This is a genomic window from Pseudomonas sp. SDO52101_S400 (assembly GCF_054071635.1).
This window is the reverse complement of sequence record NZ_JBSVWF010000004.1, coordinates 169,129-183,541: the sequence shown is the minus strand read 5'-3', so window position 1 is coordinate 183,541 and position 14,413 is coordinate 169,129. Positions and strand designations below refer to the sequence as shown.

13 protein-coding genes are annotated in these 14,413 nt (G+C 59.4%); 9 read left to right on the top strand and 4 right to left on the bottom strand.

The annotated features are described in order from the left end of the window. Positions 1 to 76 precede the first annotated feature (76 nt). Positions 77 to 835 carry an SDR family oxidoreductase gene (locus ACW9HX_RS03265; protein ID WP_457379483.1) on the bottom strand — a complete coding sequence of 253 codons (759 nt, stop codon included), beginning with the start codon at positions 833 to 835 and terminating at the stop codon, positions 77 to 79. A 162-nt stretch (positions 836 to 997) separates the two neighbouring features. On the opposite strand from ACW9HX_RS03265, the gene ACW9HX_RS03260 reads away from it, so the two are divergent. The 4 genes from ACW9HX_RS03260 (at position 998) to groL (ending at position 4,524) form a co-directional block, all read left to right on the top strand. Beyond that, on the top strand, positions 998 to 1,729 hold the full coding sequence (locus tag ACW9HX_RS03260; RefSeq protein WP_457379482.1) for a HugZ family pyridoxamine 5'-phosphate oxidase: 732 nt from the start codon (positions 998 to 1,000) through the stop codon (positions 1,727 to 1,729). Positions 1,730 to 1,794: 65 nt separating this feature from the next. Next, positions 1,795 to 2,271, top strand: a complete 477-nt coding sequence (locus tag ACW9HX_RS03255) for an FxsA family protein (protein WP_007953217.1) — start codon at positions 1,795 to 1,797, stop codon at positions 2,269 to 2,271. 261 nt (positions 2,272 to 2,532) lie between these two features. Continuing rightward, the gene (locus ACW9HX_RS03250) at positions 2,533 to 2,826 is read left to right on the top strand and encodes a co-chaperone GroES (protein ID WP_011335724.1); all 294 of its coding nucleotides are present in this window, start codon (positions 2,533 to 2,535) and stop codon (positions 2,824 to 2,826) included. Positions 2,827 to 2,877: 51 nt separating this feature from the next. After that, positions 2,878 to 4,524, top strand: coding sequence for a chaperonin GroEL (gene groL / locus ACW9HX_RS03245; protein ID WP_457379481.1), 1,647 nt, complete (start codon positions 2,878 to 2,880; stop codon positions 4,522 to 4,524). A gap of 91 nt (positions 4,525 to 4,615) precedes the next feature. On the opposite strand, the gene ACW9HX_RS03240 is transcribed toward groL, so the two are convergent. Continuing rightward, on the bottom strand, positions 4,616 to 5,359 hold the full coding sequence (locus tag ACW9HX_RS03240) for a phosphatase PAP2 family protein (protein WP_457379480.1): 744 nt from the start codon (positions 5,357 to 5,359) through the stop codon (positions 4,616 to 4,618). 52 nt (positions 5,360 to 5,411) lie between these two features. Further along, complete coding sequence (locus ACW9HX_RS03235) at positions 5,412 to 7,361, bottom strand: LTA synthase family protein (RefSeq protein WP_457379479.1); 1,950 nt, start codon at positions 7,359 to 7,361, stop codon at positions 5,412 to 5,414. Between the two features lie 203 nt (positions 7,362 to 7,564). Here ACW9HX_RS03235 and colR point away from each other — a divergent pair, with 203 nt between their 5' ends. The 5 genes from colR to ACW9HX_RS03210 all read left to right on the top strand — a co-directional run bounded on the left by colR (position 7,565) and on the right by ACW9HX_RS03210 (position 11,288). After that, on the top strand, positions 7,565 to 8,248 hold the full coding sequence (colR, locus tag ACW9HX_RS03230) for a two-component system response regulator ColR (protein WP_065258608.1): 684 nt from the start codon (positions 7,565 to 7,567) through the stop codon (positions 8,246 to 8,248). Beyond that, positions 8,238 to 9,548, top strand: coding sequence for a sensor histidine kinase (locus tag ACW9HX_RS03225; protein ID WP_457379478.1), 1,311 nt, complete (start codon positions 8,238 to 8,240; stop codon positions 9,546 to 9,548). The genes colR and ACW9HX_RS03225 overlap by 11 nt, the downstream gene beginning before the upstream one ends. 123 nt (positions 9,549 to 9,671) lie before the next feature. Continuing rightward, positions 9,672 to 10,340, top strand: a complete 669-nt coding sequence (locus tag ACW9HX_RS03220) for a class I SAM-dependent methyltransferase (RefSeq protein ID WP_457379477.1) — start codon at positions 9,672 to 9,674, stop codon at positions 10,338 to 10,340. 4 nt (positions 10,341 to 10,344) lie between these two features. Continuing rightward, a complete protein-coding gene (locus ACW9HX_RS03215; protein ID WP_457379476.1) occupies positions 10,345 to 11,058 on the top strand; it encodes a lipopolysaccharide kinase InaA family protein in 714 nt (237 codons plus the stop codon). Positions 11,059 to 11,060: 2 nt separating this feature from the next. Next, positions 11,061 to 11,288: a hypothetical protein gene (locus ACW9HX_RS03210; RefSeq protein ID WP_457379475.1), complete on the top strand. Its 228-nt coding sequence runs from the start codon at positions 11,061 to 11,063 to the stop codon at positions 11,286 to 11,288. Positions 11,289 to 11,367: 79 nt separating this feature from the next. On the opposite strand, the gene ACW9HX_RS03205 is transcribed toward ACW9HX_RS03210, so the two are convergent. After that, positions 11,368 to 14,403 carry a multidrug efflux RND transporter permease subunit gene (locus ACW9HX_RS03205; protein ID WP_457379474.1) on the bottom strand — a complete coding sequence of 1,012 codons (3,036 nt, stop codon included), beginning with the start codon at positions 14,401 to 14,403 and terminating at the stop codon, positions 11,368 to 11,370. Between the last annotated feature and the right edge of the window lie 10 nt (positions 14,404 to 14,413).

Genomic DNA, 14,413 nt, shown 5'->3' with positions numbered 1-14,413 from the left:
TCAGACAACGAATAGGTTGAATGACACACCGCTTTCGCGAGCAAGCCCGCTCCCACATTTGGTTTTGTGTTGTCAGTTAGATGCGCAACCCGCCATCCATCTCCAGAATCCGACCGGTGTAGTAGTCGTTCTCGAAGATATACGCCGCCGAATGGGCGATCTCTTCCGGTTTGCCCATGCGCTTGAGCGGAATGCCCGAGGTCATTTTCTCCAACGCTTCGGGCTTCATGCCCAGGGTCATCTCGGTTTCGATGAAGCCCGGTGCGATGCCCGCCACGCGAATGCCGTAGCGCGCCAGTTCCTTGGCCCAGGTCACGGTCGCTGCCGCCACGCCGGCCTTGGCGGCAGAGTAGTTGGTCTGGCCGACGTTGCCCGCGCGGGAGATCGACGAGATGTTGATGATCGCGCCGCTGTTCTTCAGCTCGACCATTTTCGCCGCCACTTCACGGGTGCAGAGGAACACGCCGGTCAGGTTGACGTCGATCACCGCCTGCCATTGGGCCAGGCTCATCTTGGTCATCTCGCCGTCCTTGACCTTGAGCAGCAGGCCGTCGCGCAGGATCCCGGCGTTGTTGATCAGGCCGTGAATCGCGCCGAAGTCCTCGGCCACTTTGGCAACCATGTGCGTCACCTGCTCTTCGTTGGCGACGTTGCACAGATAGCTGCGCGCCTCGACACCCTTGGCCTTGCAGGCCGCGACGGCGTCATCGAGTTTTTCCTGGTTCAGGTCGACCAGTGCCAGCTTCGCGCCCTTGCCTGCGAAATACTCGGCCATCGAGCGGCCCAAGCCTTGGCAACCGCCAGTGATAATGATTACTTTGTCGTTGAGTTGCATTCGCATGTCCCCGAGAGCAGGTCAGAGTGGTGTCCTTTAGAGAGCCTCTCGATCTGCGCCTGACATGGCCCGGCTGCACATGAGAACTGCCCCGATGGCGACCGGGACTTATCCAGGTTGCCCGTCCGTTTTTTAGACGGATTCTATTTAAGGAGTCATAAATTGAGCGTTGAAGCGGCTAAGAATGCCCGAGAATTGCTTCTCAAGGAATACCGTGGCGTGCTGTCGACCCACTCCAAATCGATGCCCGGTTTTCCGTTTGGCTCCGTGGTTCCCTACTGCCTGGACGAGCAGGGCCGGCCGCTGATCCTGATCAGTCGCATCGCGCAGCACACCCACAACCTGCAAAAAGATCCGAAATGTTCGCTGCTGGTGGGCGAGCGCGAGGCTGACGACGTGCAAGCCGTCGGTCGCCTGACCTATCTGGCCGAGGCGCAAAAACTCGAAGACGCGGCCGCCATCGAAGCCGCCGCCGAGCGTTACTACCGTTACTTCCCCGACTCGCAGAACTACCACAAAGCCCACGATTTCGATTTCTGGGTGCTCAACCCCGTGCGCCATCGCTACATCGGCGGTTTCGGCGCGATTCACTGGGTCGATCACCTGACCCTGGCCAACCCGTTCGCCGGCAAGGCCGAAATCAGCATGGTCGAGCACATGAACAGTGACCACGCCAAGGCCATCGCGCATTACGTCGACCTGGCCGGGCTGCCGAAAACCGTCCCGGCGCAAATGGCCGGGATCGACACCGAAGGCATGCATCTGCGCATTGGTCAGGCACTGTACTGGCTGCCGTTTCAAGCGCCTTGTCATACGCCGATACAAGTGCGCGAAGCCTTGGTTTCTCTGGCTCACGCCGAGGTCTGGCCAAAAAATGCGGTGGCCGACGCTTGAATTCACGAAAGGGCGACGTCATCTAAGGCTTACTGCAAGGCATTTCTTGCGTTGAGGAAACTTTGATGCGCCCTTTTTTGTTGCTCTTTCTGCTGTTCCCGGTGTTGGAGCTGTTCGTATTCGTCAAAGTGGCAGGTTCGATCGGATTTTTCCCGGCCCTGCTGCTGATCATTCTCGGCTCGATGTTCGGCGTGTTTGTGCTGCGCGTCGCCGGACTGGCCACCGCCCTGCGTGCCCGTGAAAGCCTGAACCGCGGCGAACTGCCTGCGCAAACCATGCTCGAAGGCCTGATGCTGGCCCTGGCCGGCGGCCTGTTGATCCTGCCGGGTTTCATCAGTGACGTGGTCGGTCTGGTGCTGCTGTTGCCATTCAGCCGTCGTCTGGTCGCCAACAAGATGCGCCAGCGTGCCGAAGAACAGGCCATGCGTCAGCGTGCGTTCGCCGATGACCTGCAACCTCGCGGCGGTCCTGCGCCGCGCCAGCCTCTGGGGCGCGAGGGCGATGTGATCGAAGGCGAGTTCGAACACCGCGACACCAAGTAGTCTCTGCATCGGCACGGCACCTTCGGGTGCCGTGTTCGTTTGTGGGGCCAATTCATCAAGCCTTCAGTGAAATTTTTTTGGCCCCCGCCCTTGTAATAAGCTTATGCGCCCTTATGTATCGGTCACCGAAAGGTTTCCGACATTTTGAGTCGGACAGACTTCCGCGGTTCGCTCGACGAACTGCAACCGGCGCAGGCCGGATTCGTTAAACCCGCCGGGACTACACCGGCCGATGAAAACCACAATTAGGAGAGATCGACAATGAAGCTTCGTCCTCTGCATGACCGCGTCGTCATCCGTCGCAGCGAAGAAGAAAAGAAAACCGCTGGCGGTATCGTCCTGCCAGGTTCGGCTGCTGAAAAAGCCAACCACGGTGAGATTCTGGCTGTAGGCCCGGGCAAAGCACTGGAAAGCGGTGAAGTGCGCGCACTGTCCGTGAAAGTGGGCGACAAGGTTGTGTTCGGTCCGTACTCCGGCAGCAACACTGTGAAAGTCGACGGCGAAGACCTGCTGGTAATGAGCGAGAACGAAATCCTCGCTGTTATCGAAGGCTGATTACCCCCGTTCATTTTCCCGCTACTACAAAGTATTTAAGGAATATCGATCATGGCTGCTAAAGAAGTTAAATTCGGCGACTCCGCTCGCAAGAAAATGCTGGTTGGCGTAAACGTCCTGGCTGACGCGGTAAAAGCGACCCTGGGCCCGAAAGGCCGTAACGTGATCCTCGAGAAGAGCTTCGGCGCTCCGACCATCACCAAGGACGGCGTTTCCGTTGCCAAGGAAATCGAGCTGGAAGACCGTTTCGAAAACATGGGCGCGCAGCTGGTCAAAGACGTTGCCTCCCGTGCCAACGATGACGCTGGCGACGGTACTACCACCGCTACCGTTCTGGCTCAGTCGATCGTCAACGAAGGCCTGAAAGCCGTCGCTGCCGGCATGAACCCGATGGACCTGAAGCGCGGTATCGACAAGGCGACCATCGCTGTTGTTGCCGAGCTGAAAAAGCTGTCCGCACCTTGCACCGACACTAAAGCGATCGCTCAGGTTGGCACCATCTCCGCCAACTCCGACAACTCCATCGGCGACATCATTGCCGAAGCCATGGAAAAAGTCGGTAAAGAAGGCGTGATCACCGTTGAAGAAGGCTCGGGCCTGGAAAACGAACTGTCGGTTGTAGAAGGCATGCAGTTCGACCGTGGCTACCTGTCCCCGTACTTCGTCAACAAGCCGGAAACCATGGTTGCCGAGCTGGAAGGCGCGCTGATCCTGCTGGTCGACAAGAAGATCTCGAACATCCGCGAAATGCTGCCAGTACTGGAAGCCGTTGCCAAAGCCGGCCGTCCACTGCTGATCGTTGCCGAAGACGTTGAAGGCGAAGCCCTGGCGACTCTGGTAGTGAACAACATGCGTGGCATCGTTAAAGTCGCAGCCGTCAAGGCTCCAGGCTTCGGCGACCGTCGCAAGGCCATGCTGCAGGACATCGCCGTTCTGACCGGCGGTACCGTTATCTCCGAAGAGATCGGCCTGAGCCTGGAAAGCACCACCCTGGAACACCTGGGCAGCGCCAAGCGCGTGACCCTGTCCAAGGAAAACACCATCATCGTTGACGGTGCTGGCGTTGAAGGCGACATCCAGGCGCGTATCGCTCAGATCCGTGCCCAGGTTGCCGAGACTTCCTCGGACTACGACCGTGAAAAGCTGCAAGAGCGTCTGGCCAAACTGTCCGGCGGCGTTGCAGTGATCAAGGTTGGCGCCGGTTCCGAAGTTGAAATGAAAGAGAAGAAAGCCCGCGTTGAAGACGCCCTGCACGCAACCCGCGCAGCCGTTGAAGAAGGCGTGGTACCTGGCGGTGGCGTTGCGCTGATCCGCGCTCTGAACGCGATCATCAACCTGAAAGGCGACAACGCCGACCAGGACGTAGGTATCGCTGTTCTGCGTCGTGCCGTTGAAGCACCGCTGCGTCAGATCGCTGCCAACAGCGGCGACGAGCCAAGCGTTGTGGTCAACGAAGTCAAGAACGGCAAAGGTAACTTCGGTTACAACGCTGCGACTGGCGAATACGGCGACATGATCGAAATGGGCATCCTGGACCCAACCAAGGTAACCCGTTCGGCTCTGCAAGCTGCATCGTCGATCGGCGGTCTGATCCTGACCACCGAAGCTGCTGTTGCTGACGCACCGAAGAAAGAAGGTTCGGCTGGCGGCGGTATGCCAGACATGGGCGGCATGGGTGGCATGGGCGGCATGATGTAAGCCAGCCTTACCCCTGTAACGAAAAACCCCGCCTGCGATGAGCAGGCGGGGTTTTTTATTGCCCTGATTTTATTGTCCGGGCTTCAAGTCATCAGGCGTTGACCGGTTGTGCCTGCGTGACCGCTTCCGCTTTGACGGTCGGACGATACAGCACCCAGTAATACGACCCCAGGCAGATCAACCAGCAGAAAATCGCCGTCCACACGTTGTGCGAAAAGAAGTGTGCGCCCTGCATCATCCGGCTGATCGAGAACACCGAGCCCAGTGCAAAGGCAAAGATGAAGGCCTGCCGCGCCAGTCGTGGGCGCCGGTCGCGCAGCACGAAAAACAGCGCGAACAAGGTGAACCCCGTAGCGGCATGACCTCCCGGCCAGCATCGGCCGGGCTTGTCGGTCGCCGGGCGGTGCTCCAGCAGTTTGCTGTAGGTTTCGTGGCCACCGAATTGCTCAAGGCTCCACGGGCATTGCACGGCAGTCACGGCTTTCATCGGTGTCACGAACGACGTCGCCAGGCCCAGCGACAGCACCAGGCAACCCAGCTCACGCTTGAAGGGCTTGAGCCGCGCGATGAAGAACGCCGCGATGAAACCGATGACGGAAAACACCGAAAACGCGATCACCACCTGTTTGGCGCGGTCGTGAAGGATGTTTTCCAGGAAGTAACTGTGGCGCCCGATGAAGTCGCCGGCGGCGGGGTCGTAAAACATCCGGGCCAGGTTCATGTCCAGATCGGTCAGTTCGAGCAAGACCAGAATGGTGGCCGCAACGGCGGGTATCCCCAGGCACAGCCAAAAATTCAGCGGACGAGGGGCAGGGCGTAAAACGCTTGATGACATGACGGGTCCAGAACAGGAAAACGCCCCGGGGCATCAGCCCGGGGCGTTTCGATTAACGATCGCTGACTTGCGCGGCACCCTCCTTGGGTGCTTTCCAGCCAAGCAGCTGTTGCTTGAAGCCATAACTGGCGGTTTGGTAATACGTGATGGCGCGGCTCACCAGCGGGTCGTCGCTGTTGACCCGGGACTCGCGGCTTTCGGTCAGGGCATCGTCATGCCGGCGCAGGCCCTGGCGTGGACTGAGGATCGCCAGATCCTTGCCGTCGAACAGTCCCAGATGCTGATAGTTGCCCACCACGACCCGAGGTGGCAGCGGGTTGTCCTGCAACAGATTGCGACCGAAGAACGTCGATTGGTAATCCAGGTTCAGCAACCCCAGCAGGGTCGGGGCGAGATCGATCTGGCTGGCCAGTTGCGCGTTTTCCCGTGCTTCGATCAGCTTCGGTGCATAGATGAACAGCGGGATCTGGTAGTTGGTGATCGGCAGGTCTTCCTTGCCCGCGCTGCCGGCCGTGTGGTCGGCGACGAAGATGAAGATCGTGTTGTCGAACCACGGCTTCTCACGCGCCTGCGCCAGGAACTGGCCGATGGCGTAGTCGGTGTACTTCACCGCACCATCGCGACCGTTGCCGGACTTGATGTCGATCCGGTTGTCCGGATAGGTGTACGGACGATGGTTGGAGGTGGTCATCAGTTGCAACAGGAAAGGTTGCTGCTTGGCGTAATCGGCGTCCGCCAGCTTCAGGGTCTGCTTGTACAGATCCTCGTCAGCCATGCCCCAGGCGTTCTTGAAGTGAATCTCCGACTCATCGACGCTGCTCTGATCGACCACGCGATAGCCATTGCCACTGAAGAACGCGTTCATGTTGTCGAAGTAGCCACGGCCACCGTACACGAACACGCTGTCATAGCCGACGGCGCTCAATTGCTGGCCGAGGCTGGCGAAACCGCTCTCGCGACCGATGCGTTTGACGATCGAACGGCCCGGGGTCGGTGGAATGGCCAGGGTGATGGCTTCCAGACCTCGGTCGGTACGAGTGCCGGTGGCGTAGAAATTGTTGAAGTACAGGCTCTGTTTGCGCAAGGCGTCGAGGTTCGGCGTCAGGTTGCGCCCGTCACCATTGCTGCCCAGGTATTTGGCGCTGAGGCTCTCGATGGTCACCAGCACGATGTTCGGTTTACGGGTGACGCCGGGGTTATCGATATTGCGACGGATGTCCTGCGGGTCCTGGCCGACGAAACGGGCATTGGGCTCGTTCAATTCGGCGCGTATCTGACCGGCGACTTTGTCCGCTGGCAGGCTCTTGTAGAACTGGCTGTAGTCCAGTTCGTTGTTGCGGAACGCGGCGAAGAACTGATACGGGCCATTGCTCGCCAGTTCGTTCTGATAGGCGTTGCCGCCCTGGGCGCGCGGTGCGTCCTGACTGATCAGTTGCAGGCTCAGGCCCGCCACCACCAACAGGGCCAGCGCATTGAGCAGGCGTCCGCGCAGTGGCGGCAGCGGAGCGTCGAGCGCTGCATTGAACGGCTTGCGCAAAGCAAAGCTCAGCACCAGAGCCAGAACCGCAAGGATGCTCAGCAGCTTGCCGATCGGATAAGACTCCAGCACGTTGTTCAGCACTTCGTCGGAGTACACCAGATAGTCGACCGCGATGAAGTTGAAGCGCACCCCGAATTCATCCCAGAACAGCCATTCGGCCACCGCCGTGAACAGCATGGCGTACAGGCTGACGGTCAGAAGTCCCTGCAGGAACCAGCGATGACCGCGACGGCGCCACAAGGCTGGCGGGCACAGCAGCAGGTACAGGCCCATCGGCAAAGCGGCATAGGCGAGGAAGCCCAGATCGTAGACCAGGCCGACGCCGAACACGGACAGCGCACCGCCACCGGCCTCATCCAGATGAGTCAGCAGCAGTACGATACGGGTGAGGAGAAACACGACCAGCCAGGCGCCGGTGACCAGCAGCAGATAGCGCATAGGCGCTGTCTTGAAGAAACCCATTGTTTTCTTTTCCTTTTATCAATGGCGCGGGAGTTTCGCGGAGCCACTGTAATCAGGTTGTGAATCGATAGTGAAAACTTTGTTAAAGATTTATGTTGGTTGAACAAATTCATCTGCCCGGGCGCCAACCCTAGCCCTTAGCCGAAGTTGGCCGTAAGCTGCGCGGGCCATGACGGCCGTTACTGTGTACGGAAGAGGTGCCCATGCGAATTCTATTGGTCGAAGACAACCGCGATATCCTGGCCAACCTGGCCGATTACCTGGGCCTGAAAGGCTATACCGTCGATTGCGCCCAGGACGGTCTGTCGGGCCTGCATCTGGCAGCCACCGAGCACTATGACCTGATCGTGCTCGACATCATGTTGCCCGGCATCGACGGCTACACCCTGTGCAAACGCCTGCGCGAAGACGCTCGCCGCGACACGCCGGTGATCATGCTCACCGCACGCGATCAACTCGACGATCGCCTGCAGGGTTTCAAGTCCGGGGCTGACGATTATCTGGTCAAACCCTTCGCGCTGTCGGAGCTGGCCGCGCGGGTCGAAGCCGTGATGCGCCGGACCCAGGGCGGCGGTCGCCGTTCCTTGCAGGTCGGCGATCTGAGCTACGACCTCGACACTCTGGAAGTGACCCGCGAAGGCAAGCTGCTCAAGCTCAACCCGGTCGGTCTGAAACTGCTCGCGGTGCTGATGCAGAAGAGTCCGCATGTACTGCGTCGGGAAATTCTCGAAGAGGCCCTGTGGGGCGACGACTGCCCGGACAGCGACAGCCTGCGCAGTCATGTCCACCAATTGCGTCAGGTGATCGACAAACCGTTCGCCAAACCACTGCTGCACACCGTGCACGGTGTGGGTTATCGCTTGGCCGAGGGCCGCGATGGAGTTTAAGCAAAGCCTTGCCCAGCGGATCATCATCGCCTTTGCGCTGATGAGCGCACTGGTGGCAGGGGCCTTCGCCATGGGCATCGTCGCGACCGTGCACCTGGTGGAAGAAAAACTGATTTCCGCAGGACTGGGCGGCGACTTGCAGCGCCTGTTGTTGATGGACAACGTCTCGGACTGGAGCCACCGGCCGGAGCCGGATCAACTGTTCTATTTCAGCGGTGGCCCGGGTGACTTCGAGCTGCCCAAGGATCTGCGGCATCTGGATTCGGGGTTCCACGAAGTCTTCCGCGAGCAGCTGTCGTACCACGCGATGGTCGAAATCGTCGACGGCCGGCGCTATGTGCTGCTGCAAGATCAAAGCGATTTCGAAGAGCGCGAGCGCGTACTGTTTGCCGTGGTGCTGGTGGGCTTCGTGCTCAGCCTGGCACTGGCGGTTTTCCTCGGCTGGGTGCTGGCACGCAAGGTGATGGCGCCGGTGGTCCGGCTGGCGCGTCAGGTACGTCATCGCGATCAGTTGCTCGGGCTCGCACCGCCGCTGGCGCCGGATTACGCCGCCGATGAAGTGGGTGAGCTGGCGGTGGCATTCGATGCGACGCTGGGGCGTTTGCGTCAGGCGCTGACGCGCGAGCGGCTGTTCACCAGTGATGTCAGCCATGAATTGCGTACACCGTTGATGGTACTGGCCAGTTCCTGTGAGCTGCTGCTGGAAAACCCGGGCATCGATCAGCGCGGTCGCGCCCAGGTCGAGCGCATCGCCCGTGCCAGTGAAGAAATGCGCGAACTGGTGCAGACCTTCCTGATGCTGGCCCGTGCCCAGCGTGAAGATGCCGGGGCCGCGCCCCAGCACAGTCTCGGCCAGGTGGCCGACAATCTGTTGGGCCTGTGGCGCGAGCCGATCGAGTCCAAGGGTCTGAAGTTGATTTTCGAACCGGGTAACCCGCCGGATACCCGCTACAACGCGACTCTGCTCAATGCGGTGATGGGCAACCTGCTGCGCAACGCTTTGCACTACACAGAACACGGCTTCATTCGGCTGACGCTCAATGACAACGGCTTTGTGGTCGAGGACTCGGGCGTGGGCATTCCCGAGGAGAAACGCGAGGCGATGTTCCAGCCTTTCGTGCGGGGTAGCGAAAAACGCGGAGAAGGCCTGGGGCTCGGATTGTCATTGGTGCAACGCATCTGCGAGAACCAGGGCTGGAGCGTTACTTTGAGTACGATGCAACCCAATGGCTGCCGTTTCGAGGTAGATCTGGGCAAACACGAATCCCTCCCAAATGGCACAAAAAAGCTGCCAACCTGAACGAATCCTGTATAACCTTGAAATAGTTCATGGGTTTACGCGACGTTTTTTTCACAAACGGATGACCTGACGCTGACACGCACCTGCCTAAGGTGGAGGTATCAGTATTCAGGAGTCCCGATGATGGCCGGCCCGATCAAACTCGATTTTTCCGAAAAGTACGACGACAACCACGCGCAGAAATATCTGCGCAAGCATCAGGATGGTCTGGGGCGTCGTCTGTCCAACTGGCGAGATCAGCAGTTGGCTCGCAAGGCGCTGACCCTGGTCGGCGAACCGGGGCTGGTGCTGGATCTGCCGTGCGGTGCCGGGCGTTTCTGGCCGTTGCTGGCAGAAAAACCCAATCGGGTGATCATCGGGGCAGACAATTCCGAGTCGATGATCAAGACGGCGATGCAGGCCCAACCGGCGGATGTGGTGAAGCGGGTACAACCCTTGCACACATCGGCGTTCGACATCGCGTTGCCTGACAACTCCGTGGACAGCATTTTTTGCATGCGTCTGCTGCACCACATCGGCGAGGCCGAGCATCGGCAGACGATTTTGCGCGAGTTCGAACGCGTTACCCGGGACAGTGTGATCATTTCGTTGTGGGTTGACGGCAATTTCAAGGCCTGGAAACGCAAACGCGCCGAGAAAAAGCGCGGTCAGGAAGGTTACCAGAACCGATTTGTGTTACCGGCCGCTACGGTCGAAAAGGAATTCGAAGACGCAGGGTTCAGGATCCAGGAACAACTGGACTTTATTCCGCTCTATGCCATGTGGCGAGTTTACGTACTACGCAAGAGGTAAGAGGATGGCAGTGCAATTTGCAGCAGAAACGGGAGTTGCTCCCCAGGATCGCTTTGACTACTACTGGAACCAGCGCGGTGAGTGGGTAGAAGAGCCCAATGTGCGTCGTGGTGGAGAAAGCGGTGTACAGCGGGTGGTGGGGCGCGATGGTCAACTGCTGTATGCCAAACGCCAGACAGGACATATCTATCGCAGTTGGCTGCATCCGTTCGGGCGGCCGACCGTATTGCGTGAACTGGATGCACTGACCGGCGTATCCAGGCTAGGCGTCCGGGTGCCGGAAATTGTCTTTTGCGGTGCCCAGCCCGATCCACAACACAAGTGGCGGGCGTTGCTGGTCACCAAGTCGCTGGACGGTTTCCAGGAACTTGAACAGTGGGAAGCGGCAGGTGGCCGCGAGCAGTACGGTGAAGCCGTGTATGAACGCGTGCTCAAGGACCTCGCCGAAAACCTGGCTCGCATGCACAAGGGCCGCTGGCAACACAGTTGCATTTACATCAAGCACGTATTCGTCCGCGTTACCGGCGAAGGCGAGTCCGCCAAAGTCGAAGTGGCCCTGATCGATCTGGAAAAGTGCCGTCAGCGCCTTACCGCTTATCGCGCGGCCTCCCATGACATGAAGCAACTGCGTCGCCACTCGTCGTTCAGCCCTACGGACTGGAAGAAACTCGTCTATTTTTATGAGACGGCGTTTGGCAGCGCTATCAAAGGTTTATAGCGATGAAACTAGAAATTGCGCGAGGTTTGTTTCTGGTAGGAGCCTTGGCAGTTGCATCTCTGGCGGTGGCGGCCTGGGAACAGCCACGCATGCAAGTGATCGGGGCATCGACCAACGATGCCCATTGTCCAATGCCGCGGGTGGCGAAAGCCTCCGAGGCAACCAAACCCGACCATGATTTGCTGCTGTTCATGTTTGGACTTTCTCAAGGGATGAGGCCGCAGAGTTGAATCGATTGAAGCTTCTTTCTACAAGAGCCAAAGGCCTCGCAGATGCGAGGCCTTTTTTATGCTCGTTTGAAAGAGTCGGTCAGTTGGAGGGTTTGGGATCAGGTTTGGCCAGCACGGTGTAAACACAGGGCAAGACGAACAACGTAAACAAGGTCCCGATCGACATCCCGGTGGCAATCACCGTCCCGATATCGAAGCGGCTCACCGCACCCGCGCCACTGGCCAGGATCAGCGGCACCATGCCGAACACCATGGCAGCGGTGGTCATCAGGACGGGGCGCAAGCGAATCGCCGCCGCCTCCTCGACGGCTTCACGAGGCGTCAGGCCCTTTTCCTTGCGCAGTTGATTGGCGAATTCGACGATCAGGATCCCGTGTTTGCTGATCAGGCCGATCAGTGTCACCAGCCCGACCTGGGTGTAGATGTTCATGCTCGACCAGCCCAGGAACAGCGGAATCAGCGCCCCGCAGATCGACAGCGGTACGGTCACCAGGATCACCAGCGGGTCGCGGAAACTCTCGAATTGCGCCGCCAGTACCAGGAAAATGATCGCCAGCGCCAGCGCGAAGGTGACCCACAGCGCGCTGCCTTCCTGGACGAACTGCCGTGAAGCGCCGCCATAGTCGAAGGCAAAACCGGCGGGCGCTTCTTCCCGGGCGATCTGCACTACGCTGTCGATGGCTTCGCCCATGCTCACCAGTGGAAATCCGGACAGCTTCGCCGCGTTGAGTTGCTGGAACTGGTTGAGCTGTCGCGGTCGTGCCCGGTCGGTCACGGTGATCAGGGTCGACAGCGGCAAAAGCTCGCCCTGGGTGTTTTTCACATAGTAGTTGTTCAGCCAGTCCGGGTTATCGCGATAGGCCCGTTCAACCTGGGCGATGACCTTGTAGCTGCGGCCCTCGATGGTGAACCGGTTGATCTCTGCTTCGCCAAGCAGGGTGGCGAGGGTGCCGCCCAGATCCTGCATCGACACACCCATCTGTGCCGCCTTGGCGCGGTCGATATCGACCACCACTTCCGGTTTGTCGAAAGCCAGGTCAAGGTCGACGAACGCGAACTTGCCCGACTCCATCGCACGCTTCTTGATCCGGTCAGCCACTTGCAGCAACAGCTCGTAGTCGTTGGCCGTGTTGATCACGAATTCGAACGGCAGGCCCTCGCCGGTGCCGGGCAGGGAGGGCAGGTTGAAGCCGAAAATCTGCAAGCCCGGGATGCTGCCGAGTCTGCCCTGCACCTCGGGAAGAATCTGCATCTGGGTGCGGCTGCGCTCGTTCCACGGTTTGAGCAGGAAGCCGCCGATGCCGCTCTGCACACCGTTGTAGCCGTTGATCTGGAACGAGGAGTAGTACTCCGGGAATTCCTTGAAGATCTTCACGAACTCGTCGGTGTAGGTGTTCAGGTAATCGAGGTTGGTCGGTTGCGGCGCGTTGGCCATCATGAAAATGATGCCCTGGTCTTCGTCCGGCGCCAGTTCCGACTTGGTGAACTTGAGCAAAACCGGAATCAGGCACAGCACGATCACGGCGAACACCAGCACCACCGGCCGGGTGTTGAGGGTGCCGTGGAGCATGCTCTGGTAGCGTCGCTTGAGGTTATCGAAGATCCGGTCGAGGCGATGGGCAAGTCCGCTGGGGTTTTCCTCATGTCGTAACAGAAAGGCGCACATCATCGGCGACAGGGTCAGGGCGACAATTCCGGAGATCACCACGGCCCCGGCGAGCGTCAGCGCGAACTCCTTGAAGAGTGCCCCGGTCAGCCCTGTGAGGAAACCGATCGGCGCATACACCGCTGCCAGGGTGATGGTCATCGAGACCACCGGCATCGCGATTTCCCGGGCGCCCTCGAGTGCGGCGTCCAGCGGTGTCTTGCCTTCCTCGATATGCCGGTGGATGTTCTCCACCACGACAATGGCATCGTCCACCACCAGACCGATGGCCAGTACCATCGCCAGCAGGGTCAGCAGATTGATCGAGTAGCCCATCATCTGCATGAAGAACATCACGCCGATCATCGACAACGGGATAGTGACCACCGGTATCACCACTGAACGCAGTGCGCCGAGAAACAGGAACACCACCACGATCACGATCAGCACCGCCTCGAACAGGGTTTTCACCACCTCATCGATGGATGCCTGAATGAACAGCGTGGCGTCGTAGGCGATCTCGCTCTTGAGGTTGGGCGGCAGCTGGGCTTCCAGCTCCGGCATGATCTTGCGCACTTCCTTGATCACGTCGAGCGGGTTTGCCCCGGGTGTCGCCTTTATCCCGATGTACACCGAGGGTGTGCCACCGAAGGAACTGATGGAGTTGTAGTTTTCCGCCCCCATTTCCACCCGCGCCACATCGCTGAGCAGGACGCGGCTGTCGCCACTGACCTTGAGTGGAATCTTGCCGAAGGCCTCGGCTGACTTCAGTTCGGTGTTGGCGTTGATACTGGTGACCACGTATTCGCCTTTCACCTCACCCGCGGCGGAAAGGAAGTTGTACTGGCGCACCGCGTTGGTCACGTCGCTGGCGCTGAGGCCGAAACCGGCGAGCTTCACCGGGTCGATCCACAGGCGCATGGCGAACACCTGGTTACCGAGAATCTCGGCTTCGGCCATGCCTGGCAACGTCGCCAGTTTCGGCTGGATCACCCGCGACAGGTAGTCAGTGATCTGCGGGTTGCTCAGTTCCTTGCTGAAGAAGCTGATGTACATGAGCGCCGAGGCATCGGCGGCTTCCTTGCTCAATACCGGGTCTTCGGCATCCTGTGGCAGTTTGTTTTTCACCTCGTTGGCCTTGGCCAGCAGTTCGGTGAACAACCGGTCGCTGTTGGAACCGATGCGTGCGTAGATCGAAATCACCGAGAAGTTCTGGCGACTGACCGAGGTCATGTAGTCGATGCCCTCGGCGCTGGCCAGGCTCTGTTGCATCGGCTGGGTAATGTAGCCCTGGATGGTTTCGGCGTTGGCCCCGGGGTAGGCGGTGGTCACCGTGATCAGGGCGTTTTCCATTTGCGGATACTGACGCAACGGGAGTTTGCTCCAGGCCTGGAAGCCCAGCAGCACAATCAGCAGACTGACCACGGTGGCGAGCACCGGGCGGCGAATGAACGGATCGGTAAAAGCCATGAGGATTCCT